The sequence below is a fragment of the Paenibacillus sp. FSL R7-0340 genome (assembly GCF_038002205.1).
Taxonomy (GTDB): Bacteria; Bacillota; Bacilli; order Paenibacillales; family Paenibacillaceae; genus Paenibacillus; species Paenibacillus polymyxa_B.
In genome coordinates this window covers 2,228,783-2,255,763 of the sequence record NZ_JBBOBY010000001.1, presented here as the reverse complement: position 1 = coordinate 2,255,763, position 26,981 = coordinate 2,228,783, and the positions used below count along the sequence as shown (strand labels likewise).

Here is a 26,981-nt window from a genome sequence, read left to right as displayed (position 1 = left end):
TTTGTATATTCACGTTACACATTCATAACAGCAACGTTAATTAATATACAACATTTTCTTGTGTTTCGTCAATAGTCTTTCGAAAATTTTCTTTTACAAAATTATTTTTGTGGACTTACGGAATAAATCGGACACCATAACGACCTTTGCGCGAGCGGTACACCTCCACTGCGCGGGGATCATTGTAGCCATACATCCAGCCGTCGTGCTCCAACCTTTTTGCCAGACATCCTGCCTGAAATTTAGTCGTGTACAGTCTGCCATAGTAAATCCAATACATCCGAACTCCCTCTTTTCACATGATGGTAGGAGTTAGTGTAACCGGATCGAATTCGATTTACACGGCCTGAGCCATAACAATCTACAATGGTTAGCACGAGTACGAATCGCTCTAATCATTAGCTCTGTTGGCCCCTATAGCTCATCTTATTTGCCAAAGGAAGTCGGATCCTGACGCCAGGAACGCAGCAGTTCCATCTCTTCTTCCTGAATAGTTCCTTCACGCAAGGCAACGTTCATCAGGGCTGTATAATTGGACAAGCTTTGCAGCTCCACACCTGCTTCTTCAAAGGCTTGAGTCGCTTTGTCTAGCTGGTAGCTGAAAATAGCTAGTACCGCTAACGGCTGAGCGCCTGCTTGTGCTACGGCCTGTGCTGCTTTAATGGAGCTGCCTCCTGTAGAAATGAGATCCTCGATGACCATAACCTTTTGTCCTGCGCCGATGCGGCCTTCAATTTGGTTCTCTTTCCCATGTCCTTTGGCTTTGTCCCTCACATAGGCCATTGGCAGATTTAGCTTTTGCGCCACCCAGGCCGCATGAGGAATCCCTGCTGTAGCTGTCCCTGCAATGACTTCGGTTTCGGGATATTGCTCACGAATGAGGGCAGCAAATGAGTCTGCGATCAGCTCGCGTACCTCCGGGTAGGACATGGTCAGACGATTGTCACAGTAGATTGGCGATTTAATGCCGGATGTCCATGTAAAAGGCTGTTGCGGGCGCAATGCCACCGCCTGAATACGTAACAGATGGGATGCGATTTGCTCGGGGATACTATTGAATGTGGTCATACTTGTATCATCTCCTCAATAATGTGTTCCGCTGCGGCACGTGGGTCTGCTGCTGCGGTGATAGGACGTCCAACAACAATGTAGCTGCTGCCTTGGGCAATGGCTTGCCCAGGTGTAAGCACACGCGACTGATCGCCTGCAGCACTACCTGCCGGGCGTATGCCAGGAGTTATCGTCTTAAAGTCTGATCCACATACAGCACGAATGGCAGGCACTTCCAAAGGTGAAGCTACCACACCATCCAGTCCCGCCTCACGGGTCAGTTGTGCGTAACGAACTACTGCATCCTGTACCGTACCAGGAATACCTAACTCCTTATTCATGGTCGTCTGATCCGTGCTGGTCAGCTGTGTGACTGCAATAATGAGCGGCATGGAAAGCGAACTGTCTGCGGAAATAGCTGCTTCTGCACCAGCTTTAGCGGCTGACATCATATTAATGCCTCCAGCAGCATGTACGTTGAACATATCCACACCTAGGCGGGTAATGCTCTCTGCCCCTCCCCGCACCGTGTTAGGGATATCATGCATTTTCAAATCCAGAAATACGGAGTATCCTCTGGACTTTAGCTGTTCTACAAAAGCTGGCCCTGCATTATAAAACAGTTGCATACCTACTTTTATATAACAGGGAATTCCCTCTAGCTGCCGAATTAACTGCTCAGCCTGTTGTGCATTGGGATAATCTAATGCAACCATCAGCCGTCCTGCCATCTGCTGAAATGCTCCATTCACCGTTCTACATCCCCTTTTCACGTCAATTCGGGTACATTTGCCCGTGATAAAGGACATCCGTCAGCCGAAGCTGATGAATGTCCTTCCCTGTGCTACTTATTTCCTCACATCTATTCGTAACGCATTAGTTGCTTAGGACCGGCATGGATTCGGATGTGAAATTGATCGTTTCCAGCATTCTTAGCAAAGCGCGTACTGTATCCAGTGAGGTCATGCAGACGATGCCATTCTCAACCGCTTCACGGCGGATACGGAATCCATCACGCTCTGGCGTTTTGCCTTTGGTCAGCGTATTGAAGACAAAGTTGGCTTCACCCGTACGGATCATATCCAGGATGTTCGGGTTACCTTCGCTCAGCTTGTTGATCGTGTTCACCGGAATATTGGCCTGCTTCATAGCAGCCGCCGTTCCACCTGTTGCAATAATTTTATAGCCCAGTCTGTAAAAGCCCTGCATCAACTCGACAGCTTCTTCTTTGTCCTTATCTGCCACTGTAATGATGATTGCTCCAGTGGATGGAATTTTCATGCCAGCCCCCACAAGTCCTTTGTACAGTGCTTTGGCATACTGAATATCGCGTCCCATGACTTCACCTGTCGATTTCATTTCTGGGCCCAGCGTCGGCTCTACACGGCGCAGTTTGGCAAAGGAGAATACCGGAACCTTAACCGAGACATAATTACTTTCAGGCCAAAGGCCTTCTGAATAACCTGCATCTTTAAGCTTACCGCCCAAAATAGCCTGTGTAGCCAGATTCGCCATCGGGATATTCGTTACTTTACTCAAGAAAGGAACCGTCCGCGAGGAGCGAGGATTAACCTCGATCACGTACACCTGGTCTTGATGAATGACAAACTGGATATTTACCAGACCGATCGTTTTTAATTCTTTGGCGATACTGATTGTAATTTCCACAATTTTTTGTTTCAGCTCGGCAGACAAGTGCTGTGGTGGATACACCGCGATCGAGTCACCTGAGTGAACCCCGGCCCGTTCTACATGCTCCATAATGCCTGGTACCAATACTGTCTCGCCGTCGCAGATGGCGTCGACCTCAACTTCTTTACCCAGCATATAACGGTCGATGAGCACCGGATGCTCTGGATTGATTTTAACCGCTTCTTCCATGTACCGCAGCAATTCCGTATCTGAGTACACGATTTCCATAGCGCGCCCGCCCAGAACGTAGGATGGACGTACCAGGACCGGATAGCCTAGCGCCTGTGCGGTTCCTACTGCTTCATCTACCGATGTGACCGTGTTGCCTTTAGGCTGTGCGATAGCCAGACGAGACAAAAGTTGCTCGAACTTTTTCCGGTCTTCCGCTTCATCGATACTTTCCAGACTCGTACCCAAAATATTCACGCCTGCCGCACTCAGCGGAGCTGCGAGATTAATGGCCGTTTGACCACCGAACTGGACGATAACCCCAATCGGTTTTTCCTGCTCGATGACATTCATTACATCTTCGAAGAAGAGCGGTTCAAAGTAGAGGCGATCGGATGTGTTAAAGTCCGTAGATACCGTCTCCGGGTTGTTATTGATAATCACTGCTTCGTAGCCTGCTTTTTGAATAGCCCATACCGCATGTACGGTGGAGTAATCAAATTCAATCCCTTGCCCGATCCGAATCGGTCCGGAGCCGAGTACGATAACTTTCTCTTTGTTAGATGGAATAACTTCATTTTCCACCTCGTAAGAGGAGTAGTAGTACGGAGTTGTGGCTTCAAACTCGGCTGCGCACGTATCTACCATTTTGTAGACCGGACGCAGGTTTTGAGCTAGACGGAATTCACGTACCTCACGCTCGGTTGTCATACTGTCGTTTTGGCCCATACTGCGAATCTCGGCGATAGAGCGGTCGGTAAAACCTTTACGTTTGGCCTGATAGAGTGTTTCGTAGGTCAGCTCAGACTCTCCAGCGATGATGGCTTCGAACTTGACGATTCCCTCTACCTTATCGAGGAACCACCAGTCAATTTTCGTCAAATCTTGAATCTCCTGCTGCTGCCAGCCGCGACGGAACGCCTCGGCTACCAAGAACAAACGCTCATCATCTGCTTTAATCAGGCGATCCTTGAGCACGTCATCAGACAGCTGTTCGGCTCCCTTAAGATGCAGACGGTTTACACCGATTTCCAACGACCGTACCGCTTTATGGATGGACTCTTCGAATGTGCGTCCGATGGCCATGACTTCACCCGTTGCTTTCATTTGCGTGCCCAGCTTGCGGTTGGCAGAAATGAATTTGTCAAATGGCCAGCGTGGTATTTTGCTCACGATGTAATCCAGTGTTGGCTCAAAGCAAGCATACGTTTGTCCCGTTACCGGATTCACAATTTCATCCAACGTGTAGCCCAGTGCAATTTTGGCAGCCATTTTAGCAATCGGATATCCAGTTGCCTTGGAAGCCAGTGCCGAGGAGCGGCTTACGCGCGGATTTACTTCAATTACATAGTATTGATAGCTGTGCGGATCAAGCGCAAACTGTACATTGCAGCCGCCTTCGATATTGAGGGCGCGGATAATTTTCAGAGAAGCGGAGCGCAGCATCTGGTATTCGCGATCTGACAGCGTCTGACTCGGAGCTACGACGATACTGTCACCAGTATGCACGCCGACTGGATCAAAGTTCTCCATATTACAAACAACGATGCAGTTATCATTGCCGTCACGCATGACCTCATACTCGACTTCCTTCATACCTGCGATACTTTTTTCCACCAAACATTGTCCGATTGGACTGTATCTCAAGCCAGAGCTGACGGTTTCACGCAGTTCTTCTTCTGTAGAGCAGATACCACCGCCTGTTCCCCCTAGCGTATAAGCAGGGCGAACGATAATTGGATAACCGATTTCGTTAGCAAATTCTAACGATTCCTCTAAGGTTGTTACAATTACACTCTCTGGTACAGGCTGTTCCAACTCGCGCATCAAATCACGGAACAGATCACGATCTTCGGCTTGTTCTATCGAATTCAGTTGAGTTCCCAGCAGCTTGACGTTTTCACGCTCCAGCACTCCGGCGCGAGCCAGTTCCACTGCCATATTCAGACCTGTCTGTCCTCCCAGCGTAGGAAGCAGACCATCTGGACGCTCTTGACGGATAATCTGTGTTACAAAATCAAGTGTGATCGGCTCGATGTATACTTTGTCTGCCATGTTGGTGTCTGTCATGATGGTTGCCGGATTACTGTTGATCAGTACTACCTCGACGCCTTCTTCTTTGAGCGCTTGACAAGCTTGTGTACCAGCGTAATCAAATTCTGCTGCCTGACCAATGACGATCGGACCGGAACCGATCACAAGTATTTTTTTAAGTTCTGTATTTTTCGGCATATTAGCGCTCTCCTCTCACTGCGGCGGCGATAGCAGCCTGACGCGGTTGCTTTGGATGATTTCTTTTGTGCTCACGGATCATGTCCAGAAAACGGTCAAACAGGTAGCCATTATCGTAAGGTCCTGGTGCAGCCTCTGGATGATATTGAACCGAAAACGCGGGATACTTGGTATGTTTAAGACCTTCAATCGTTTTATCGTTGTTATTAATATGCGTCACTTCAAGCTCAGTTCCTTGGATCGAATTCTCATTCACCGTGTAGCCGTGATTTTGTGATGTGATAAAGCAACGTCCGCTCTCCAGTTCTTTCACCGGGTGGTTACCACCGCGATGTCCGAATTTCAGCTTCTCCGTATCCGCTCCCGAAGCTAAAGCGAACAACTGGTGTCCCAAGCAAATTCCGAAAATCGGGTATTCCCCTAACAGTTCAGCTACCGTACGAACGGCATGGGGTACGTCTTTTGGATCTCCAGGGCCGTTAGACAGCTGGATACCGTCCGGGTCCAAACGGCGAATTTCCTCAGCCGTCGTATCATGTGGAACGACAACCACATCGCAGTCCCGTTTATTCAGTTCGCGCAAAATGCCGCTTTTTGCACCGTAGTCAATCAGTACGATCCGCTCTCCGTTGCCAGGACTGCTGTACGGATGAGGTGTGGAAGTCATAGGAACCTGATTACGCAATTCTTCAATGGTGAGGTCAGACATCATTTCTTTCAGTTCTTCCAGCGGCTGGGAACCAGTCGTCAAAATGCCCTTCATCGTGCCGTGATGGCGAATAATCCGGGTAAGCATGCGGGTGTCGATGTCGCTAATGCCAATGATGCCATATTCCTTCAGCAAATCGCCCACGCTGTATTGAGCACGCCAGTTACTTGGCGCCGGCTCGTAATGTCGAACAGCAAAGCCATGGACATAAGGCCGTACCGATTCAAAGTCATCCCGAGTAATTCCGTAATTGCCAATCAGCGGGTAAGTCATCGTTACGATTTGTCCGCAATAAGAGGGATCAGTCAGCACCTCTTGATAGCCTGTAATCCCTGTGTTGAAAACGACCTCGCCTGTTTTTTCACCTTCCGCACCAAATGATGTGCCTGTAAACAGCGTGCCGTCCTGAAGTAACAATCTTGCCTGCATCCCGTCTCACTCCTCTATATTGTTTCCTGCTATTAGGTTCTATTTATTTAGTGGTTTCTATTTATTTTGCTTCGTCAGCAGACCATACCAGTTTGCCGTCTACCCAAGTTTTCACGGGCCAGCCTTTGAGCTTCCAGCCTGTAAAAGGAGTGTTGCGTCCTTTGCTGGCAAACGTTTGCGGATCAACTGCCTGCTCCTGCTCCAGATCAATCATGGTCAGGTCAGCTGGAGCCCCTTCTTCCAGGCGTCCCGTATCAAGGCGGAAGACACGCGCTGGATCAGCAGTCATACGACGCACTAGAAAGTCCAGCGTCCACTGTCCGGTAGCTACGAATTTTGTGTACAACAGCGGAAAGGCCGTCTCAAAACCAACGATTCCGAATGGCGCCAGCTCCATACCTCTTGCCTTCTCTTCCTCACTGTGCGCTGCATGGTCGGTTACGACGATGTCAATCGTACCGTCTTCCAGTCCCTCTATGCATGCCTGCACATCACGTGGGGAGCGGAGCGGAGGATTCATTTTCCAGTTCGCATCCAGCCCAGGGATGTCCTCATCTGACAATACCAAGTGGTGTGGGCATACCTCAGCCGTTACCTTGATGCCAAAAGATTTCGCGTGGCGGATTAACCGCACTGACTGCTCCGTGCTGACATGGCATACATGATAGTGTGCCCCGGTTGCCTCGGATAGTAAAATGTCTCGTCCGACGTGAATGGCTTCGGATTCGTTCGGAATGCCTTTAAGTCCGTGGCGCTTGGCAAATTCGCCGTCCGTCACCGCCGCTCCTTCAACAAGCGTGTTATCCTCACAGTGTGCAATAACCGGCATATCCAGTGCTTTGGCCCGCGCCATGGCATCCTTCATCATTTGCGCGCTTTGCACCCCGACACCATCGTCAGTAAAGCCGATTGCACCCGCTGCTTTGAGCGCTTCAAAATCTGTCAGCTCACGCCCCAGTTCGTTTTTCGTAATGGCTGCGTAAGGAAGAACCTTGGCAAGCCCGGCTTCCTGTCCCTTTTTCAATACCAGCTGGACTGTGTCCACATTGTCAGTCACTGGACGTGTGTTTGGCATGCAGGCAATCGTCGTAAATCCGCCTTTCACCGCCGCACGGCTGCCCGTTTCAATCGTTTCTTTATATTCAAAGCCAGGTTCTCTCAGATGCACATGCATGTCGATTAAACCGGGGATGACCAGTTTTCCCTGGGCGTCGATTTTTTCAACTTCGCGCTCCTGCTCAGATGCCCCTTCTTCTATAAGTAGGCTGACTCCAGCATCTGCATTTGCGATAGCCAAAATTTTTCCGTCGGCGATTAGGATTGATTTCAATTCAGCCTCGCCCTGCTCGTTCAATACGCTTGCATTCATTATTAATTGTTTCATCTGAAATATTCCTCCGCTCAGTTTTCTGCAACTTTTTCCTACGATCCAATTGACAGCTTCTACAGCTTCATTGCCCGTTCCATAACCGCCATGCGGATCGGAACTCCGTTTGCCATTTGCGGAAAAATTCGCGATTGTTCGCTTTCCACAACTGCACTATCAATTTCCACATTCCGATTCACTGGAGCTGGATGCATGATAATCGTTCCGGGCTTCAGGTTCGCTGCTCTTTTTTCTGTCAAACCGTACTGCTCTCGATACTCATCCGCTGAGCGCAACATCCCTTCAGCATGCCGTTCCAGCTGTACCCGAAGCATCATGACCACGTCCGCCTGTAGTGCCTCTTGCATCGGAACATAAGGCGCGTACGCCGCAAGATCAGGTGCTTGCATATTATCAGGAGCGCAGAAGCTAACCTTGGCTCCGAATTTTTGCAAGGCCCACAGATTCGAGCGAGCGACACGGCTGTGCAGAATGTCTCCTATGATGGATACTCTCAAGCCTTTAAGCTCACCGAAAGTTTTGCGCATGGTGTACAGGTCCAGCAGAGCCTGCGTTGGATGCTCATTGTTGCCGTCCCCCGCATTAACCAGTGGGACACTGACCTTTTCAGCGAGCTCTTGCAGCACCCCGGCTGGCTTTAACCGGATGACTCCTGCGTCAATGCCCATGGATTCGAGCGTACGTACTGTATCGTAAATGGACTCCCCTTTTTCCACACTGGAAGCCGCAGCGGAAAAGTTCAAAACCTGAGCGCCCAGCCGCTTCTCTGCCATTTCAAAAGAAAAGCGGGTGCGAGTGCTGTTTTCAAAAAACATGTTGGCCGCAAAGCGTGATTGCAGTACTGGAACCAGTTTTTCTGGTTGAGACTCCCAATAATGAGCGCGATCCAGAATGGACTCGATTTCATTTCGGCTAAGTTCCTTTAACCCGAGCAGGCTACGTTCTTTAAGTTGACTGGCTGTTGTGATCATAGCTGTTCCCCCCGGTTCTGAATGATTGTCACTTCGTCCTTACCGTCCGTCTCTTGAAGGGCTACTACGATTTCCTCAGATTTGGAGGTCGGGATGTTCTTGCCGATGTAATCCGGACGAATCGGAAGCTCACGGTGTCCGCGATCCGCTAGCACTGCCAGCTGGATCATTTGCGGTCGTCCGCAGTGCATCAATGCATCCATCGCCGCGCGGATGGTGCGGCCTGTATACAGCACATCGTCAAAGAGAATGACTTTCTTATCATGAACCGATACGTCAGCAGGATTCATCAAAAGCTCTTTTCCATTTCCTTTAGCTTCGGCTACGCTGCTCCGGTCATCCCGGTAGGCTGTAACATCCAGCTCTCCCCATGGAATTGGTGCGCCTTCAATCTCAGCAATTTTTTCAGCCAGACGTTGCGCCAGATGAACTCCACGTGTTCGAATACCTACTAGCACACAATCGTCAATACCTTTGTTTTTCTCCAAAATTTCATGTGCAATCCGTGTCAATGCCCGACGAATCGCAATTTCATCCATCAGTACATGTGTTTCATGACTCATGCTTCCAGCCTCCTCAGGTGATGTTCCCTTCAGACCTGGTCCCGTGTTCGGATACAAAAAAGACTCCTTGCCCAAGTTTGGCAAGGAGTCTCGTGTGAACAGTCTTCTACTGTTCTCCGATCTCTCGGACACACTGAAGACATACCGCCGCAGCGGATGCACTGATCAGTGATCCATTCACGTTACCTTGCCAGCCTCACGGGACTGATTTAAAGGTGCTATTCAGGATTTCCTTTGTCCTGCTTCTCATAGTGTGAGATGGTTAGCCATCTCTTGGACAAAGTTCATCGCAACTACGAGAAGTATGACAGATTGAAAATCGTGTGTCAACACCCGTTCAACCGGAACCACCGGAAGCACTCTAATAATTATACAACTTCATTGTATAATTATCCATAGTTGTTTTTACCCATACCTTATCCCACAATAAAAAAACCGCCCTTTAGGCGGTTTAACTTAATAATTTATTCAGGTTTGTGAATAGGAATGCAAATTGTCATTGTTTTAGCGACTACGCAAGGATGCTAACACATCCTCCATATCAGGAGGGATCGGTCTGTTGAATTCCATGTACTCTCCAGTGGATGGATGCTTAAAACCCAGTACCGCCGCATGCAGCGCCTGACCATCCATACGAACCCCTTTGCTGCGTCCATACATAGGGTCGCCAACCAATGGGTGTCCAATAAATTTCATGTGAACACGAATTTGGTGTGTGCGTCCTGTTTCCAATTGAAGTTCAAGCAGGGTATAATCCCCCAACCGTTCAATGACGAGAAAATGGGTGACTGCATGCTTGCTGTTACGTTCCGTCACTGTGAACAATTTGCGATCACCCGAATCGCGGCCAATCGGAGCATCTACCGTTCCCTGATCGTGGCTCAAATGACCGTGAACTAAGGCTATATATTTCCGAGTCACACTATGGTCCTTAAGCTGTGCTGCAAGTGATGCGTGAGCCTGATCATTTTTAGCCGCCATCAGCAGTCCTGATGTATCCTTATCAATACGGTGAACAATACCAGGACGTAATTCCCCATTGATGCCGGAAAGATCGTGGCAGTGGTACATCAGTGCGTTAACCAATGTTCCCGAAGAGTGTCCCGGTGCAGGATGCACGACCAGACCACGTTGCTTGTTAATAACAATAACGTCCGAATCCTCGTAAACGACATCCAACGGAATATTTTCCGGTACAATATCTACACTTTCTGGCTCCGGTACCGATAATACAATACGATCTCCTTCAGCCAGCTTGTAGTTCGCCTTGATCGCCGTACCGTTCACCAACACCCGACCATTTCCGATCCACAGCTGTATCTGAGAACGAGACACTTCCTTCATTTCTTCGGCGATATATTTGTCTATACGTGTTTTGGCATCCACGGAATCCGCTGTCCATTCCAGAGATTCACTCTCCAGTTCGTCTTCATAAGACAGACCTGCGGCTTCGCCGTTTTCATTCACTTCGCTCATGCTATGACTTCCCTTCAATGCTATCATTGCCATTTCCTTTTTCCCGACGCGATTCCAGCAATGTATCCAAAATAATCAGTGCTACACCGATGACAATCGCCGAATCTGCCACATTAAAAATCGGGAACGTATAGCTTCCAAAATTGAATTGCGCAAAATCAACCACTTCACCTGAAATAGCCCGATCCAAAAAGTTACCGACTGCTCCCCCCAGCACCAAACTTAGCGCAACAGGAAGTAGCTTTTGTCCAGCCTTGACTGTTTTTCGCAGGTACCAGACGATACCGATCACCACTACAATTGTAATCACGATAAAAAGCCAACGTTGACCTTCCAAAATCCCAAAAGCGGCTCCACGATTACGATGGGAGGTGATTAAAAAGAAATTGCCGATGACTGGTATTTGCTCGTACAATTCCATCCGCGTAGCCACCAAATATTTTACTCCCTGATCAATCAAAAAAATAATTAGCGCAATACCAAAATAAATCACAGTCCTTCGTCACTCCGATCCGCTTATATCCGTTGTTGAACCCATTTATTGTAGCATAAGCGTTCTCAGATCGTCCACGAAACCCGCAAGCTATCAAGTACAGATCATCTATAAAATGAACTCCACTGCATTTGATTAGAATTTCCTATGTAAAAGAGGCCTTCCCGGTGCAAACTACAAGGAGCATACTCGACACAACGCATGCGCATGTAAACCTAGAACAAGGAGAGGATTCCATGTCCCCATTGACGGAGCAACAATTGCAGGGCTTGCGTAACGAACTGCTGGAACGCAAAAAAGAAATTGAGCATCGTTTGCAGGACAACGGCCATTACGGACTCGGCGATTCCCAACGCGATCAAACCGGCGAGCTTTCTCCTATTGATAACCACCCAGGAGATCTGGCTACCGAAACCTACGAGCGAGCCAAGGATATTTCCTTACTGGAGCACGACGAATTCCAATTAGAACGCATCGAATCAGCTCTGATGGCCATGGAAAAGGGGACGTATGGCATTTGTGCCGCCAGCGGTAAACCCATTCCCTATGAGCGCCTACTGGCTGTTCCCTATACCATTTACTGTAAAGAGTACAGTCCCGAAACAGAAGTGTCTAACCGCCGCCCAGTGGAGGAAGAATTTCTCGCTCCCTCGTTCGGCAGAACAAGTCTGGATGAGCGTGATGATCAAAACGGCTTCGATGGTGAAGATGCATGGCAGATCGTCGAAAATTGGGGTACCTCTAACACACCAGCCATGGCCGAAAGTAGAGAAATCCACAGTTATGATGATATGGAAATTGAAGCAGGCGACGATAATATGGGCTTCGTAGAACCATACGAAAGCTTTGTTGCTACTGACATTTATGGACAAAATGTTTCCGTTATTCGTAGTTCCATTTATCAGCGTTATATCGAAGATGGCGAGGGCGAAGGTCTACTGGAGCCGGATACGCACGAAGACGAATCGTGAACTTCAAAGTGGAGATCGCTGCCTAATAGGTAGTAAGCTCCAATTGTCGTTGTACAATTCGTACAATATCAGCGATATAATCACCGATAATCGGCAAATTCAACGCTCCGAGCACTTGCAGCACATAAATAATGGTAGCGGCAAAAAAAGTAAAACCTAGCGCGATGCCGATTCCCCTGGAAACGCCTGATATTAGATTTAGCCAAAGTAATCGCCAAGGCTTGTTCAGCAGCAAAGCATAATCTGCAATACGTGTCCGTTCCATCTGCTCTGACACAGCACGTATCAGCTTTTCAACACGACTTAATTGCTCTGCCTGATTACCTGTTTTGCTTTTATCTGCGGCTACGGCTGCTCCTTCTCCGTTCATCTCTCGGAGACTTCTCCCCTGTCTACGCCTTGATCGTGCCGTCATATGCACAATCCCCCTTTTCCCATGGCTGCCCTGAACGCAGCAAACGAGCCGAAGCACGTAACGGAGAAAAACCGTTTCCGATGCTTAGGCTCGTTTTTATATGCTGCCTGTTATTGTATTATGGGACAGGGGGCTTGTAATTATTCTCCAATATGAACGCCGATGGTTTTACCGTTCACATCCACATGTTCTGCCGGTTCGGCTTGACCAAATGTCACAGTAGTAACCAATACGTTCTCACGCAACACAGAATCGAAGCTTTCGATGGCCTGACGCAGCTCGTTATCTACATCCAACGTCAACGCCACATACTTTTCAATCGGCAGATCCAGTTTTTTACGATAATCCTGTACCGCACGAACCACTTCACGTACCCAACCCTCTTGCTCCAGCTCTGGCGTAATGTCTGTGTTCAACGCTACCGTTAAGCCATAACCGGAAGCAGAAGCGAAGCCTTCTTTCGCTTTTTTCTCCACCAGCAGTTCTTCGGCCGTAACTTGCAGCTCTTCACCTTCTGGAGAAGCGACGTTTAACACTCCTTTTTCTACAACAGAACGGGTATCCTCAGCAGACATTCCTTTGAAAAAGTTTTGTAGGAAACCGACATTTTTGCCGTATTTCTTGCCTGCTACTTTCAAATTCAGTTTCAGTGTAAAATCTACAAAGCCGCTATCGTCCGTCTCAACATGAATATGCTTCACGTTAATCTCATCTTTGATGATTTCCTCATAGCCACTCAGTTCAAAGTCCTGATCCATGGACAGAATCAACTCGGACAACGGTTGACGCGTTTTCAAACCCGTTTCGTTGCGGACGTTACGCGCCAATTCAACGACACGGCGTGCCGTTTCCATATCTCGTTCCAGTTCCAAATCGATCAAGGACTCATTGGCAGTCGGATAATCATCCAGATGAACACTTTCCTCGTTGCTTAGGTTGAGGTAAATATCCTCTGCAAGCAGTGGTGTAAACGGCGCAAGCAGTTTGGCAGTCGTTAACAACACTTCGGTCAGTGTACGGTATGCATCCAGCTTATCTTCTGTAAGACCATTGCCCCAGAATCGGTCGCGTGAACGACGGATATACCAGTTGCTCAGCTCATCAACAAACGATTCAATTGCTTTAGATGAGTTCAGGAAGTCATTTACAGCCAGCGCTTTGTCCACTACCAAAATGAGGCTGTTCAGACGGGACAAAATCCAACGATCCAACTTATGAGCCGATGGTTTGAACGGATGCTGTGCCGGATCAAATCCGTCGATATCCGCATACAAAGTCAGAAAAGCGTGTGTATTTACAAGCGTATCCACCAGCTTCGATTTAGCCTCACCTACAATGCCTTTGGAAAAACGTTTGCTATTCCATGGTGCACTATCAGACAGCAATGCCCAGCGGAAAGCATCTGTACCGTACTCGTCAATCACTTCCCACGGATCAATAACATTACCCTTGGATTTAGACATTTTCTGCCCCTGCTCATCCAGTACATGGCCTGTCGCCATGACAGCTTTATAAGGAGCTTTGCCAGTCAGCATAGTCGAAACCGCAAGCAAGCTATAGAACCAGCCACGAGTCTGGTCAATCCCTTCACAGATCATATCTGCCGGAAATTGCTGCTCGAACGTTTCATTATTTTCAAAAGGATAATGATGCTGTGCAAACGGCATGGAGCCACTATCGAACCATACGTCGATTACTTCCGGTGTACGAGTCATTTCGTATTTACCGCATTGGCTACGAACCTTAATATCATCTACATATGGTTTGTGCAGCTCGATGTCCGCTGGTACATCGCCAATCGCACGTTCCCTCAATTCAGCAATACTATGCGGAGCGAACTGTTCTCCAGTTTCCTCACAAACCCAGATGTTTAGTGGTGTACCCCAATAGCGATCGCGACTGATGTTCCAATCCACCAGTTCCTCCAAAAACTTGCCAAAACGTCCTTCACGTATATGCCCCGGGTACCATTCGACTTCGCTGTTGTTGGCAATCAATTGATCCTTGATCGCAGTTGTTTTGATAAACCAGCTGTCCATAGCATAGTACAATAATGGAGTATCGCAGCGCCAGCAGAACGGATAGCTATGCTCGTATTTTTCCTTGCTGTACAGCAAACCTTTTTCGGACAGCATTTTAACAATATCTACATCACAGTCTTTCACAAAACGGCCTGCAAAATCAGTGATTTCCTCTACATAGTTACCTTGAAGATCCACCACGTTGATGAACTCAACACCATTTTCACGACATACCCGGTAATCATCCTCACCATGCGCCGGAGCCATATGAACGATACCTGTACCGCTGGAGTCTGTTACGAACTTCGCACCCAGAATCTGATTACCCTTCTCAACCTGAAAATACGTAAATGGCGGGGTATACGTTTGGCCAACCAGTTCTGAACCGGATAGTGTGCCAATCACTTCATGATCGCCTTTAATTACGTCCTCAACCAGATTTTTAGCAACGATGTATACACCGTCTTCCTGCTTCACACGTGCATATTCCAGTTCAGGGTTGACGGCGAGCGCCACGTGACTCGGCAAGGTCCAGGGTGTTGTCGTCCAAGCCAGTACATATTCACCACTGCTATGCAACTTGAATTTCGCCGTGGCACTCAGATCCTTCACATCTTTGTAGCCCTGCGCTACTTCATGAGAACTTAGCGTCGTCTGACAATCCGGGCAATACGGACTCACACGATGACCACGATACAGCAGATCTTTTTCATGAATTGTCGCCAAAATGTTCCATACGCTCTCGATATAGTTATTATCCAATGTAATGTACGGGTTATCGAGGTCAGTCCAGTATCCGATCGCTTCGGTTAGATCACGCCATTGTTGCTCGTACTCAAACACGCTTGCCTTACATTTTTTAATAAACTTTTCAACGCCATATTCTTCAATTTCAGGTTTGTGGGAGATTCCCAGTTGCTTTTGTACACCCAATTCTACCGGCAAGCCATGCGTGTCCCAGCCTGCCTTACGTACGACGCGGTATCCCTTCATTGTCTGATAGCGGCCTACAAAATCCTTAATTACACGGCCCAGCACGTGACCGATATGCGGTTTACCGTTAGCTGTTGGTGGGCCCTCATAAAATACAAAATTTGGCTTTCCTTCACGATTTGTGATGGATTTACGGAATGTGTCCTCTTGTTTCCATTTGCTCAGGATGCGCAGGTCACGGGACCGTGCTTTTTCTTTAACATCCACTCTGTTCATACTGTCATACTCCCTCTCTGCTCATCATTGATTTCCCTAGCATTTCCTAAAAAAAGCAACAAAAAAAGCCCCATCCCTGTAAAGGGACGAGACTGTGCTCGCGTTACCACCCTGATTCCGTAAAAACAGACCATTCTAAAATACAGTCTCATCACGGCTCTCTGAGCCCCACTCAACTACAGCAGGGCGCCATTATAACGCATGGCAAACGGTGATTGCTTACACACGCCATAAATCTTAAGCGCTTCAGCTCACTTCTCCGGGAGGATCTTCGGTCATGTTCTGAACGTTGGCTTGCACCGGAAGGCCAACTCTCTGAGGGACAAATCATGACGTACTCGTTCCCATCAACGAATTAAACATGTTAAATTCATCGAATATTAAACCAGCAACATCGTTGCCTTGAATAACAACCATCAGCCGACAGACGGATAATCATTGAATTCAGTATAGTATTTACAGTTATAGCCTGTTTAAAGATAAAAGTCAACCCTAACAAAGCCTAATAAAAGCTTGTCAGAAATGAAATTAGTAAATTTCTTTCATCTCACGCTCGCGCTCCAGTACTTCGCGTTCCCGGTTTTCAAGGGCTTCCCAGCCGTCTTGGCTTAACAAGTCAAGCTGCGCTTCCACCAGTGTACGAAACCGTGCTCGGTAAATCGATGCCTGCTTCTTCAGTTCTTCAACCTCCAACGCGATCTTGCGGGATTTAGACAATGCTTCGTTCACAATACGGTCCGCATTTTTTTCCGCTTCCTTCACGATCAGTTGGGATTCTTTCTTGGCGTTGTTACGAACTTCATCAGCCGCTTCCTGCGCCACGATAATCGTCTTACTCAGCGTATCCTCAATGGTCGCGAAATGATCGAGCTTCTCCTGTACGTTCAACAACTCGGTGCTCAGTTCTTTATTTTCACGAATAACGCCCTCGTAATCTTTGATCACCTGATCCAAAAATTCATTAACCTGATCCTCATCATAACCGCGAAGCCGGCGGGCAAATTCCTTGTTATGTATATCCAATGGCGTTAATGGCATGCCGTCCACCTCCTATAAGATTGACAAAAATTACATTTTCCGCGTCACGACGCTCACTATCATCTATCGGTCATCATACCCCGTTTTGTGAATACTGTACAGAGCAAAATCGTTCCAGTTCTTCGCTATAGCTTAATTCTTTCGACAGAAAGCTCGTGATTCCTGCCTACAGCTATACAAACTTACCAATTTTGACACGGAATCTTCCCTTTTTTGTCATCCCGTCTGTTTCAAGCACTTTGAAACGCCCAAAACCCTGCATGGAAATAACGTCCCCAGCTTTAAGTGGAGTGGATGGATTCTCCTCCACCTTCCAATTTACCCGGCACCGTCCCGCCCGAATCGGTGTTAATATTTTACTGCGGCTTAGCTTGTATACATCGCTGGCAATACCGTCCAGTCGTAAAGAAGCGACAGTCAGATCTAGCGCCTCTAATGCAACTTCCTTCGTTCGCAGACTCGCTACAGGCAACAGTTCTGTCCATACATGGACACGATGTACCTGCTGCAAATGCATCGTCATAAAATCACCGATCTCTGAAGCTACCAATACATGGCACCCATCATCAAGTACATGAATGTCCCCGATTTTCCCACGTTTGATTCCAAGTCCCAGTAGGGCACCTAGATAATCACCGTGCTCAAGGGTACCTATTTTATGATCGTCAGATGTGATGGAAAGGACCTGAATCCCCATCTCCTCACCGTCCAAATACGAATAATCGGGCGCAATAAGCGCCCGCTTTCGTTCTGAAGCCATATATCCGCCATCTACCCTAATCGTGACCTTGTCTTCCTTCGAAGCAAGTGTCTCCAATATGTACTGTTGGCGCGGGTCCAAAAAATCAGTCAGCTTCTGCTCATGATAAGCTCCCGCATGACTGATCCATTCGGAAGCGCGATCCACATAATCCCGTTCATCCGGGTGAAAATGCTCATAAATCTCAGTTCGCATAACTCCTCCTAGACGAAATTACCAATTAAAGAAATCAAACCGTATGACGCAAAACGCAGAGCAATCAGCGCAACGATGGGTGAAATATCAATCATCCCGAAGATTGGCGGTATAAACCTGCGAAACGGAGACAAATACGGCTCCACAAACTTGGCAAGTAAATCGCCAATTACACTCTCTCTGGCATTAGGAAGCCATGACAGCAGAACATATGCAATGATCATGTACGAATAAATCTGAAATAGCCAGTAAATTACCTCGATCAAGAAAAGTTCACCTCATTCTGTTAAGTTCTTGTTCAGTGTCAGCCAGTATTTCCGTAATAGAGCCTTGAATCTCAACCGTATCTGGTGTACACAGAAAAATATTGTTCCCGACCTTGGAGATACCACCACCCAGTGCATACACAGTACCACTCAAAAAATCAATAATGCGCAGCGCCTGATCCTTGCGAATTCGTTGCAAATTAACTACGACGGTGCGATGGGAACGGATATGGTCGGCAATTTCCTGTGCTTCATCATAAGAACGCGGCTCATACAGGACAACTTTCACATTTTTCTGTGAATGGATGCTGACAACATTAGTGCTCTTCTGGTTCTTACGTTTATCAAAGCTTGGGGTTTCAATTTCTTGATCTTCCGGCGTATTCATAACCTCTCGCTCTATAACTTCCTCTTCTTCCTGAAGCCCCAGAAAGTTCATGAACTTATTCATTACGCCCAATGGAAATCCTCCTCTCGTCCGACCAGTACGGAACCAAGCCGCAGCCAGGTCGCTCCCTCTTCAACCGCCACTTCAAAATCATTGGACATCCCCATAGACAAGTGAGCGATGGGTTCTCTGGTCAAGGCTTGTCCATTTAACCTATCCCGTAATTCACGTAATCCCCGAAACACAGGCCGAGTTTTTTCCGGGTCTTCCTCATGAGGAGCCATCGTCATCAAGCCAATCACGTCCACATGCTCCAACTCGCGAATTTGTTCCAAAAAGGGGACAACCGCCTCAGAGGACAAGCCATATTTGGATATTTCCCCAGAAATATTGACTTGCACAAAAGCTTTAACTCGCAGTCCCAGAGCGGCTGCCTTCTTGTCCAATTCCAGAGCGAGCGATAAGCGGTCAAGCGAATGTATAAATTTAAATTTTCCAATCACATCTTTAACCTTATTCGTTTGGAGATGACCAATAAAATGCCACGTTCCCCGGTCACCCAACTTGCTCCATTTATCCGCAGCATCCTGCCAGCGATTTTCGCCCACATGCTCTAAGTCGCTATCCAATACCGATGTCATTGTCGCCGCCGAAACATATTTCGTGACAGCGATCACATTAACTTCATCACACGAACGTCCGCTTCGGTCACATGCCGCTTCTACACGGGCATTCACTTCTTTAATTCGTTCCTCCAAAGACACGTGAGGACTCACCTCTCTTCCAGACCAATCCAACTCGCCATTCTTCCTGTGACGCCGCCTTCTTTGCGATATGAAAAAAACAAATCGCTACGGCTACTCGTGCATAAGGTAGTACATTCGATATGGCTCGGCAATATTCCTGCTTTCATCATAATGTGTCGATTGCATTGTTTCAAGTCAAGTAGTGTTTTTCCGGCGGTTAAGGGGAAGTAAACAGAACCTTCCCATTTATCATTACCCGGGCAATCATGCTCCAAAACCCGAATTTGGCTCATCACGTGCTCATCCACCTCATAGGATTCAGAACCAATGGAAGGACCAATAGCTGCTAGTATATCAGACGGCTGAGATCCATATTCGTTTTGCATGGTCTGTACCATTTTCAATGCGATTTCCGCAACGGTTCCCTTCCAGCCTGCATGCGCCAACCCAATCACACGGCGCACTGGATCACAAAAATATAATGGTACACAGTCTGCATAAAAGGACGTCAGCAAAATGCCAGGTACATTCGTCAAAAGTCCATCTGTGTCCTGAAAAGCGGATGCACGATCCATAAAGCCTCGCCCGCGATCAGCAGCCTTGACCACGGCAACATGATGACCATGAACCTGTTCACCGCACGTCCACGCTTCAGCAGCAAAGCCAAGCTGCTCAGCAATGAGCCGACGGTTACGAATAACTTGCTCGGGGTCATCCCCTACATGGAACGCACAGTTCAGACTAGCGTAGGGCACCTCACTGACACCGCCATGACGACCTGTAAAACCCGCTGTTAATCCCTGAACCTGCCGCTCCCAAGATTGAATATATAACAACTCCGGTACGGGACGTCCGCCATCTTTCATAAGCGCAGCCCCCGTAGCCTCGGTGTTCACTACAAATGGTTCCATTCATTCTCACCTCTACTGCCCAGTGTACCAAAAAGCCGCCGCCGTGTCTTCACAACACACTAAAATACGTAGATCTGCAAGTTCAGAAGCCCCGTCGGTCACTCCGCTCTTGACGTTCGATATATAACTTTTCCTCCCCTTCACCCGGCGGCTCATGCAATCCTTCCAGTCGTACAAGCACAACATCCGAACCAATTTTCACAATGTTGCGCCACGGAATGACCAACTCGCTTCCGCCTCCAAACCAGCCCATAAAACGACTGCTGCCTGGAACCACAATGGCTTCAATTTTCCCCTGCCGCACGTCAATCTCCAAATCACTGATTTGTCCCAGACGTCGTCCATCTACAATGTTAATGACATCCTTGGTTTGAAACTCGGAAATTTTCATTGCTCTTACTGACGTTTCTGGTGCACTCACACGCATCACATCCTTTATTTCACTATATGAGCGGAAGAGCCCAAAAAATGTCCTGTAAACGCAAAAACGATCCGGGTAGGATCGTTTTTATCGCTGAATCATTCAAGCATTCATTTCATTAGGACTTTACATGTTTTTGCATTTGCTGTATAGCCGACTTCTCTAATCTTGAAACCTGGGCTTGAGAGATACCGATTTCGTCGGCAACCTCCATTTGCGTCTTTCCTTCATAAAAACGCATAGACAATATCATCTTTTCACGCTGGCCCAGGCGATGCATCGCTTCCCGCAGAGCGATTTCCTCAATCCATGAGACGTCTTTATTTCTGTCATCACTGATCTGATCCATCACATAGATTGGGTCGCCCCCGTCGTGATATATCGGCTCGAACAGCGAAACCGGATCCTGAATCGCATCCAACGCGAACACAACGTCTTCTTTGGGCACATTCAATGCCTCTGAAATTTCAAAAATCGTTGGTTCTCGCGAGTTCAGATTCGTCAGACTGTCCCGCACCTGAAGCGCCTTATATGCAATATCCCGTAACGAACGAGATACACGGATCGGATTGTTATCCCGCAAATAACGGCGGATCTCTCCGATAATCATCGGCACCGCATAAGTGGAGAACTTTACGTTTTGCGAAAGGTCAAAATTATCAATCGCCTTCATTAGGCCGATACATCCTACCTGGAACAAATCGTCCACAAACTCTCCCCGATTGTTAAATCGTTGAATCACACTCAGGACGAGTCGGAGATTGCCGTTGACCAATTTTTCTCTGGCTGATCGTTCATTATTTTGCTGAAGTGATGTGAACAACTCGCGCATTTCTGCATTGGTTAATACCGGCAGTTTGGCGGTATCCACACCGCAAATTTCCACTTTATTTCGGGTCATCGTGTCTTACCTCCCAAGGAGCAACATTAATGTACATTATCTCCTGAGGGCATTTTTTTATTCGCCGTTTCCATCGCTTCCGGATATACCCATGCATTATACCATTTTATTAAATTCTTTTCGTAAGCGCTTTATAATTCGCTTTTCCAGACGCGAAATATACGATTGCGAGATACCCAACAGGTCAGCAACATCCTTCTGTGTCTTCTCTTCTCCGTCTTGTAAGCCGAAGCGCAGCTCCATAATTAAACGCTCTCGATCCGTCAACTTATCCAGTGCCTTATGCAATAATTTACGGTCCACCTGCTCCTCAATATTACGGTAAATGGTATCATTTTCCGTCCCCATCACATCGGAAAGCAATAATTCATTACCGTCCCAATCAATATTCAGAGGCTCATCAAAAGAAACTTCCGTTCTCGTTTTACTATTGCGACGCAAATACATCAAAATCTCATTCTCAATGCATCGAGACGCATATGTCGCAAGTTTGATTTTCTTCTCTGGATCAAAAGTGTTAACCGCTTTGATTAGTCCAATAGCACCAATGGATACGAGATCCTCAATGTTGATTCCCGTATTCTCAAATTTACGGGCAATATATACGACTAACCGCAAATTTCTTTCGATTAGCATCGACCGTACTGCTGCATCTCCAGAAGAAAGTTTCCCCAGCAAATATTCTTCTTCGTCTCTCGTCAGCGGTGGGGGGAGCGCCTCGCTGCCGCCAATATAATAAATTTCTTCACTTTTCAGCCCAAATAAAAATAAAATACGATAATATTGCAGTTGCAATGCTAGCCTAATTTTCATCTTCAATTTCATCTGTTCCCGCATATCATTCTCCCCCTTTTGAAAATAGTGCAATTCCAACTGTGCTCCGCCCATTTCACCATTGGATATTTCTCGTCGCCTTCAAACATCATTTTGTGTTTATGCTCCGTCATCCTGATTCCGTAAAATGCTCACTAAAATGTGCATCTCGTTTCTGGTTGGTATCAGCACTGCCCTCTTCTTGTGCCGTCACATCCGGGTGGATGATGGCACGATACTTACCCTCTGCTGACAATGTTCCCCCATCCAAGCCAATCAACACTCGATGATGTACAAAATGAGCCCCATTCATCACCACCTCTACTCGGTCTGGTTTGAGGGCGAGCATAAAGGAATGACTGCGGTTAATTCCACGATAAGGGACGAGACGAACACGATCCTGCCAGCTAAACGATTCGTCCCCCAGTTCCATCACCAGTTGGTCAGCATTACCCTCAGAACATTTTCGAAGCCAGGAGGCGGGCAAATACGATTCCCACAAGGCCGCCTCCATGACCATCACCGGGGTTCGGGTCAAAGGATCATAGAGCTGGTTACCTGTATCCAACAAGCCTGTACACTCAATATGATCCTGCCCAATCCACACCTGCACTTGTCCCAGAAACCCACTCATCCTTTCTGTGCGCTGCTTTGAGGACTGCACAATACGAAAGAAAAGCATCACTCCGCCAAATGCGCATAAAATAAACCAGAATGCGATTTTCAGTTCAAAAGACATTCCTCCCGAAGCGGTGTACCAGATACCATTAAACAATTCCCCCGTATTTTGGAGAAAATAATGCATCCCCAAAATGCCACCTGCAGCTACAAAATTGATCATGTAAAAAGCACCCATTGTACGAAGATACTTTTGCATGCTGCCAAATCCAAAAGCCACCAGCAGCATTATGACCGATAATGCCAGTTTGATCAGGAACGTAAATAAAAAGGACAGTTCCGGCACAAACATCATGACCACGTACATTGCGCCGATTCCAGCTGAAGCCATCAACCTCCACCACACCGGACGAATTTTTCTCATCCAGGCGGTGACCATCAGCAGCACAGCATCAATGAACAAATTGGCCAAAAAAATCAAGTCGATATAAACAACCAAGACTTCACCCGCCCAGCGTTTGCAGGATAGGCTTAAGTATAGTAGTCATGCTGTTCAAAGTCTGTCTAACGGTGGGGACGGTGACCGACTAATTTTGTCGGAAAGAGGAGAAGTGCCTGAACTGCAGGATGCGGAAAACAGAAAGAAGCCCGCATCTCCAGGGAGAATGCGGGCAGTCTGAATTGAAACTAGTTATCGTTATTATTATTGCGCGAACGGTTACGTAAGAATGTAGGAATGTCTAATTGGTCACTGCTTTGAGTGTTACCAAATGGACGCAAGTTAGGAGAGCCTTTTTCCGCCGAATCGGAAGTAGCCGGGTTGGCTGCCGGTTTACGTCCCGGTGCCGGTTGACTTGGCTTGCCTTCAAAGCCAGTGGCAATGACGGTAACCTTGATCTCTTCTTTCAACTCTTCGTCAATGATAGCACCGAAAATCATGTTTACTTCCGGATCGGAAGCCGATGTTACAATTTCAGCCGCCTCATTAACCTCATATAGAGACAGGTTGTTGCCACCAGTGATGTTCATAATCACACCACGAGCACCTTCAATGGATGTCTCCAACAACGGGCTCATGATAGCCTTGCGTGCTGCTTCAGCCGCACGATTTTCACCAGTTGCTTCGCCAATCCCCATCAAAGCGGAGCCACGCTCCGTCATGATCGTCTTAACGTCAGCAAAGTCGAGGTTGATTAGACCCGGTACAGCGATCAAATCTGAAATACCTTGTACCGCCTGACGCAGAACATTGTCTGCTTCACGGAATGCTTCCAACATTGGGGTTTTCTTGTCCACAATTTCAAGCAAACGGTCATTCGGGATTACTATCAAAGTGTCTACTTTTTCTTTTAATCCCTCAATACCAAGTTCAGCTTGATTGGAACGCTTACGCCCTTCAAACGTGAATGGTCGGGTTACCACGCCTACAGTAAGCGCGCCGCATTCCTTGGCAATTTCAGCAATGACAGGAGCCGCTCCGGTTCCAGTACCGCCACCCATTCCCGCCGTTACGAATACCATATCCGCACCTTTGAGCGTATTCATAATGAGCTCACGCGATTCTTCAGCCGCTTTTTTACCCACATCGGGGTTAGCGCCGGCACCTAGACCGCGGGTCAGCTTATCCCCAATTTGAAGCTTATGCTCAGACTTCGCTAAATGAAGTGCCTGGGCATCTGTATTGACTGTGATGAACTCCACACCCTGAACACCATTTTCGATCATTCGGTTAACCGCATTGCTGCCGCCGCCTCCGACGCCGATCACTTTAATTTGAGCCAAGCTCTCCATTTCAAAATCAAATTCCAACATACTATTCCATCTCCCCCTCAATGTGCATGGATGGCCCGTCCATGATTGGCATAATTAGCAATGAACGTTATATAAATTCACTGAACATATTTTTTAAGCGTTCAATCAACCCCTGCTTTTGCTCGCCTTCCGCAGCGGGACTACTGCTTTTGGTTCGGTTAGTCGGCTTCTTGGTACTTCCGCCACTGTTGCTAACGCTAGTCGATCTTCCGCGATAGTAACGAATAGCATTATGCAAGATTCCAACTCCGCTCGTGTAACCCGGATCCCTTACACCGATAAAATCAGGTACGGCGATCCTTACGGAAGCGGCCAGTTCGCTTTGTGCCACCTGAAGTACACCAGGCATGGAGACGGTGCCTCCGGTAAGTATATAACCTCCCGGAAGCTCTGTGTAACCCAAGCGCTTAACTTCCGCCTGAATGAGTTGAAAAATTTCCTGCACTCTCGGCTCAATAATAGCAGCCAAATCCTGCTGGTTGAACTCCTTATCCACGTTACTGCCGATACGCGTCACTTTAAAGACGACATCGGCTGCCGCATCATCATACCATGCGCAGCCGTACTTAAGCTTTACTTTTTCGGCTTGATCGGTAAGGGTTCTCAGTCCGTAGGCAATATCATTGGTTACAAATTCTCCACCAATCGGAAGTGTAGATGTGGCAACAATCGTTCCTTCCTGGAAAATGGCAACATTCGTAGAACCTGCACCAATATCCACCAGCACCGAACCCATCACCTTTTCATCCTTCGAAAGAGACAATTGTCCGGCTCCAAGAGGCAGCAAGACCAGATCTTTAATCCTCAAGCCGGCTTTCTCAACGCAGCGCAACAGATTATGTATCGGGGTCTTGCCTCCAGTAACAATCGTAGCCTCTACTTCGAGACGAACTCCAATCATACCGCGAGGGTCCTGAATGCCTTCAAGGCCATCCACGACATACTGCTTGGCTACCACGTCAATAATTTCTCTCTCCGGTGGTACAGCAATAACCTCAGCTGCCTTCAGTACACGCTCAATGTCCTCCTCACCGATTTCACGGTCCTCGTTGGACACGGCTACTACGCCATGACTATTTTGCAGGCCAATATGATTGCCTGAAATCCCCACATACACTTCTGTTATTTGAATACCAACCATGCGTTCTGCGTGATCCACGGCGTTACGGATTGATTGCACGGTTTGATCAATGTCTACAATTGCACCTTTGCGAATCCCTTCCGAGTCGGCAGATCCAACTCCAATAATATTAAAGGTTCCATTATTCATTTCCCCAATAATAGCCCGAACTTTGGATGTACCGATGTCCAAACTAACAATGATGTCATTGTTGCTCAAGTCTGTGGCACCTCCTGACTCCAAAATGAATTTCGTTCTTTAAACACACTCTGTACATATTCAACAAACTCCATGCTTTCCCTCTTTTTTCTACAAATTTTTTAGAAGCCAATTTATGGTTGCAGTCACATAAAAATTTGAAGAAAAAAGAAGGAGGCAAGTCTATTACCCATAAAATCAATTCTAGCATTTTTTCACATCACTGAGTAGTATCTTTTTCTTGGCCCTCTTCACTCGTATCCGGTTTGAACGGAACGTAGGAATCCGCCTCCAACATGGTGATCAAACCTGGATCTTCTGTTTCTAGCACCTGGTTCAAATAGCTGATTTTAGAATTCAGTAGAGAAACGGTTGTAATAACCTCAAACTGGGAACGTGTGTACATTTTGATGCGGTCCGGAAAAGAAGGAATCGGCGCGGGAATAATTTCTGAAATATCGGCTGTCCATTCCCCCGGAATGCGTGATAAAGCATCACACAGCTTCGCTTTGTACGGATCATCAGATTTCCATTTGGTCAAAATAGGCTTCTCAACGGCTATTCCGCTACTCCCCACGCCCACGCTTGTCCCGTTCGCTAGAATAGCACGAAGGCTCCCGTCACTCTGCAACTCGTAAGCGACCGTAGCAAACTCTTTAATGTGAATAGCAATAATCCCCGGAAACTGCTTGTCCACTGTGACTTGCTGTATCGATTGAATTTCCCGCAGTTTCTCAGAGATGTCGGATGAACTGACTCCGAAATACTGATCTCCAACAGCCAGACCGCTTCGATTAAGAAGCTGATCTCGGGTCGAAAATACATTACCATCAAAACGAATTTCAGAAACCCGACTCAACGAAGAACGGAAAAAGAGAACAGCAAGCAGTACGATAAACAACAAAATGAGAAGAATAGCAATCTTCCGGCTTGTACTTTTTTTCGTTCTGTTCTTTTTAAGAACAGGTATTTGAGCATTTGGCATAGCTTCTCTCCACAAAAGCCTTT

At 47.4% G+C, this 26,981-nt stretch carries 26 protein-coding genes and 1 other annotated feature; of the genes, 1 reads left to right on the top strand and 25 read right to left on the bottom strand.

From position 1 onward, the window contains the following. Window positions 1-115: 115 nt before the first annotated feature. The 10 genes from MKX59_RS10025 to lspA form a co-directional block, all read right to left on the bottom strand. A complete protein-coding gene (locus MKX59_RS10025) occupies window positions 116-280 on the bottom strand; it encodes a hypothetical protein (protein WP_014282411.1) in 165 nt (54 codons plus the stop codon). Window positions 281-426: 146 nt separating this feature from the next. After that, on the bottom strand, window positions 427-1,068 hold the full coding sequence (gene pyrE / locus MKX59_RS10020) for an orotate phosphoribosyltransferase (RefSeq protein ID WP_071558489.1): 642 nt from the start codon (window positions 1,066-1,068) through the stop codon (window positions 427-429). Next, entirely contained in the window at window positions 1,065-1,859 is a 795-nt protein-coding gene (pyrF, locus tag MKX59_RS10015) for an orotidine-5'-phosphate decarboxylase (protein WP_081391159.1), read from the bottom strand. Before pyrF ends, pyrE begins: the two co-directional genes overlap by 4 nt. Before the next feature lie 67 nt (window positions 1,860-1,926). Beyond that, window positions 1,927-5,142, bottom strand: a complete 3,216-nt coding sequence (gene carB, locus MKX59_RS10010) for a carbamoyl-phosphate synthase large subunit (protein WP_023989424.1) — start codon at window positions 5,140-5,142, stop codon at window positions 1,927-1,929. A 1-nt stretch (window position 5,143) separates the two neighbouring features. Further along, entirely contained in the window at window positions 5,144-6,280 is a 1,137-nt protein-coding gene (gene carA / locus MKX59_RS10005) for a glutamine-hydrolyzing carbamoyl-phosphate synthase small subunit (protein ID WP_075154448.1), read from the bottom strand. 61 nt (window positions 6,281-6,341) lie between these two features. Then, window positions 6,342-7,664, bottom strand: a complete 1,323-nt coding sequence (locus MKX59_RS10000; protein ID WP_028540490.1) for a dihydroorotase — start codon at window positions 7,662-7,664, stop codon at window positions 6,342-6,344. Window positions 7,665-7,723: 59 nt separating this feature from the next. Then, window positions 7,724-8,638: an aspartate carbamoyltransferase catalytic subunit gene (locus MKX59_RS09995; protein ID WP_023989427.1), complete on the bottom strand. Its 915-nt coding sequence runs from the start codon at window positions 8,636-8,638 to the stop codon at window positions 7,724-7,726. Continuing rightward, complete coding sequence (gene pyrR, locus MKX59_RS09990; protein ID WP_023989428.1) at window positions 8,635-9,201, bottom strand: bifunctional pyr operon transcriptional regulator/uracil phosphoribosyltransferase PyrR; 567 nt, start codon at window positions 9,199-9,201, stop codon at window positions 8,635-8,637. Before pyrR ends, MKX59_RS09995 begins: the two co-directional genes overlap by 4 nt. A gap of 504 nt (window positions 9,202-9,705) precedes the next feature. Next, on the bottom strand, window positions 9,706-10,677 hold the full coding sequence (locus MKX59_RS09985) for an RluA family pseudouridine synthase (RefSeq protein ID WP_023989429.1): 972 nt from the start codon (window positions 10,675-10,677) through the stop codon (window positions 9,706-9,708). Between the two features lies 1 nt (window position 10,678). Continuing rightward, on the bottom strand, window positions 10,679-11,170 hold the full coding sequence (gene lspA, locus MKX59_RS09980) for a signal peptidase II (protein WP_023989430.1): 492 nt from the start codon (window positions 11,168-11,170) through the stop codon (window positions 10,679-10,681). Between the two features lie 236 nt (window positions 11,171-11,406). Between lspA and MKX59_RS09975 the strand changes: the two genes are divergently transcribed. Further along, window positions 11,407-12,141 carry a TraR/DksA C4-type zinc finger protein gene (locus tag MKX59_RS09975; protein WP_023989431.1) on the top strand — a complete coding sequence of 245 codons (735 nt, stop codon included), beginning with the start codon at window positions 11,407-11,409 and terminating at the stop codon, window positions 12,139-12,141. Window positions 12,142-12,163: 22 nt separating this feature from the next. Here MKX59_RS09975 and MKX59_RS09970 read toward each other — a convergent pair whose 3' ends face one another. The 15 genes from MKX59_RS09970 to MKX59_RS09900 form a co-directional block, all read right to left on the bottom strand. Beyond that, window positions 12,164-12,556 (bottom strand): DUF5665 domain-containing protein, encoded by a 393-nt coding sequence (locus MKX59_RS09970; RefSeq protein WP_226887732.1) that lies wholly within the window; start codon window positions 12,554-12,556, stop codon window positions 12,164-12,166. Window positions 12,557-12,696: 140 nt separating this feature from the next. Further along, window positions 12,697-15,786, bottom strand: a complete 3,090-nt coding sequence (gene ileS, locus MKX59_RS09965) for an isoleucine--tRNA ligase (protein WP_023989433.1) — start codon at window positions 15,784-15,786, stop codon at window positions 12,697-12,699. Between the two features lie 79 nt (window positions 15,787-15,865). After that, window positions 15,866-16,146, bottom strand: a binding site (T-box leader). A 168-nt stretch (window positions 16,147-16,314) separates the two neighbouring features. Further along, window positions 16,315-16,824 carry a DivIVA domain-containing protein gene (locus tag MKX59_RS09960; RefSeq protein WP_023989434.1) on the bottom strand — a complete coding sequence of 170 codons (510 nt, stop codon included), beginning with the start codon at window positions 16,822-16,824 and terminating at the stop codon, window positions 16,315-16,317. 172 nt (window positions 16,825-16,996) lie between these two features. After that, a complete protein-coding gene (locus MKX59_RS09955; protein WP_023989435.1) occupies window positions 16,997-17,779 on the bottom strand; it encodes a YlmH family RNA-binding protein in 783 nt (260 codons plus the stop codon). Window positions 17,780-17,787: 8 nt separating this feature from the next. Continuing rightward, window positions 17,788-18,045, bottom strand: a complete 258-nt coding sequence (locus tag MKX59_RS09950; RefSeq protein ID WP_023989436.1) for a YggT family protein — start codon at window positions 18,043-18,045, stop codon at window positions 17,788-17,790. 7 nt (window positions 18,046-18,052) lie between these two features. Next, a complete protein-coding gene (locus MKX59_RS09945) occupies window positions 18,053-18,505 on the bottom strand; it encodes a cell division protein SepF (RefSeq protein ID WP_023989437.1) in 453 nt (150 codons plus the stop codon). Further along, window positions 18,496-19,197: a YggS family pyridoxal phosphate-dependent enzyme gene (locus MKX59_RS09940; protein ID WP_023989438.1), complete on the bottom strand. Its 702-nt coding sequence runs from the start codon at window positions 19,195-19,197 to the stop codon at window positions 18,496-18,498. The genes MKX59_RS09945 and MKX59_RS09940 overlap by 10 nt, the downstream gene beginning before the upstream one ends. A gap of 8 nt (window positions 19,198-19,205) precedes the next feature. Next, entirely contained in the window at window positions 19,206-20,090 is an 885-nt protein-coding gene (gene pgeF / locus MKX59_RS09935; RefSeq protein WP_023989439.1) for a peptidoglycan editing factor PgeF, read from the bottom strand. Between the two features lie 82 nt (window positions 20,091-20,172). Continuing rightward, window positions 20,173-20,517, bottom strand: a complete 345-nt coding sequence (locus MKX59_RS09930; RefSeq protein ID WP_023989440.1) for a YlmC/YmxH family sporulation protein — start codon at window positions 20,515-20,517, stop codon at window positions 20,173-20,175. A gap of 112 nt (window positions 20,518-20,629) precedes the next feature. Next, window positions 20,630-21,412, bottom strand: a complete 783-nt coding sequence (sigG, locus tag MKX59_RS09925) for an RNA polymerase sporulation sigma factor SigG (protein ID WP_007431182.1) — start codon at window positions 21,410-21,412, stop codon at window positions 20,630-20,632. Window positions 21,413-21,508: 96 nt separating this feature from the next. Then, window positions 21,509-22,249 (bottom strand): RNA polymerase sporulation sigma factor SigE, encoded by a 741-nt coding sequence (gene sigE, locus MKX59_RS09920; protein WP_013311082.1) that lies wholly within the window; start codon window positions 22,247-22,249, stop codon window positions 21,509-21,511. A gap of 106 nt (window positions 22,250-22,355) precedes the next feature. After that, the gene (gene spoIIGA / locus MKX59_RS09915; RefSeq protein ID WP_023989442.1) at window positions 22,356-23,342 is read right to left on the bottom strand and encodes a sigma-E processing peptidase SpoIIGA; all 987 of its coding nucleotides are present in this window, start codon (window positions 23,340-23,342) and stop codon (window positions 22,356-22,358) included. A 188-nt stretch (window positions 23,343-23,530) separates the two neighbouring features. Continuing rightward, complete coding sequence (gene ftsZ, locus MKX59_RS09910) at window positions 23,531-24,655, bottom strand: cell division protein FtsZ (protein ID WP_023989443.1); 1,125 nt, start codon at window positions 24,653-24,655, stop codon at window positions 23,531-23,533. 67 nt (window positions 24,656-24,722) lie between these two features. Then, window positions 24,723-25,994: a cell division protein FtsA gene (gene ftsA / locus MKX59_RS09905; protein ID WP_013311085.1), complete on the bottom strand. Its 1,272-nt coding sequence runs from the start codon at window positions 25,992-25,994 to the stop codon at window positions 24,723-24,725. Between the two features lie 199 nt (window positions 25,995-26,193). Then, entirely contained in the window at window positions 26,194-26,958 is a 765-nt protein-coding gene (locus MKX59_RS09900; protein ID WP_023989444.1) for a cell division protein FtsQ/DivIB, read from the bottom strand. Window positions 26,959-26,981 lie beyond the last annotated feature (23 nt).

Coding starts and splice junctions, on each gene's coding strand:
- pgeF (WP_023989439.1), bottom strand. CDS start 20,090: ATGGAACCATTTGTAGTGAACACCGAGGCTACGGGGGCTGCGCTTATG.
- MKX59_RS09995 (WP_023989427.1), bottom strand. CDS start 8,638: ATGATCACAACAGCCAGTCAACTTAAAGAACGTAGCCTGCTCGGGTTA.
- MKX59_RS09960 (WP_023989434.1), bottom strand. CDS start 16,824: ATGCCATTAACGCCATTGGATATACATAACAAGGAATTTGCCCGCCGG.
- sigG (WP_007431182.1), bottom strand. CDS start 21,412: ATGACCCGAAATAAAGTGGAAATTTGCGGTGTGGATACCGCCAAACTG.
- MKX59_RS09900 (WP_023989444.1), bottom strand. CDS start 26,958: ATGCCAAATGCTCAAATACCTGTTCTTAAAAAGAACAGAACGAAAAAA.
- pyrE (WP_071558489.1), bottom strand. CDS start 1,068: ATGACCACATTCAATAGTATCCCCGAGCAAATCGCATCCCATCTGTTA.
- MKX59_RS09970 (WP_226887732.1), bottom strand. CDS start 12,556: ATGACGGCACGATCAAGGCGTAGACAGGGGAGAAGTCTCCGAGAGATG.
- MKX59_RS10000 (WP_028540490.1), bottom strand. CDS start 7,664: ATGAAACAATTAATAATGAATGCAAGCGTATTGAACGAGCAGGGCGAG.
- pyrR (WP_023989428.1), bottom strand. CDS start 9,201: ATGAGTCATGAAACACATGTACTGATGGATGAAATTGCGATTCGTCGG.
- MKX59_RS09930 (WP_023989440.1), bottom strand. CDS start 20,517: ATGCGTGTGAGTGCACCAGAAACGTCAGTAAGAGCAATGAAAATTTCC.
- MKX59_RS09975 (WP_023989431.1), top strand. CDS start 11,407: ATGTCCCCATTGACGGAGCAACAATTGCAGGGCTTGCGTAACGAACTG.
- MKX59_RS10025 (WP_014282411.1), bottom strand. CDS start 280: ATGTATTGGATTTACTATGGCAGACTGTACACGACTAAATTTCAGGCA.
- carB (WP_023989424.1), bottom strand. CDS start 5,142: ATGCCGAAAAATACAGAACTTAAAAAAATACTTGTGATCGGTTCCGGT.
- carA (WP_075154448.1), bottom strand. CDS start 6,280: ATGCAGGCAAGATTGTTACTTCAGGACGGCACGCTGTTTACAGGCACA.
- ftsZ (WP_023989443.1), bottom strand. CDS start 24,655: ATGTTGGAATTTGATTTTGAAATGGAGAGCTTGGCTCAAATTAAAGTG.
- pyrF (WP_081391159.1), bottom strand. CDS start 1,859: ATGTCCTTTATCACGGGCAAATGTACCCGAATTGACGTGAAAAGGGGA.
- MKX59_RS09955 (WP_023989435.1), bottom strand. CDS start 17,779: ATGCGAACTGAGATTTATGAGCATTTTCACCCGGATGAACGGGATTAT.
- ileS (WP_023989433.1), bottom strand. CDS start 15,786: ATGAACAGAGTGGATGTTAAAGAAAAAGCACGGTCCCGTGACCTGCGC.
- MKX59_RS09985 (WP_023989429.1), bottom strand. CDS start 10,677: ATGAGCGAAGTGAATGAAAACGGCGAAGCCGCAGGTCTGTCTTATGAA.
- sigE (WP_013311082.1), bottom strand. CDS start 22,249: ATGCGGGAACAGATGAAATTGAAGATGAAAATTAGGCTAGCATTGCAA.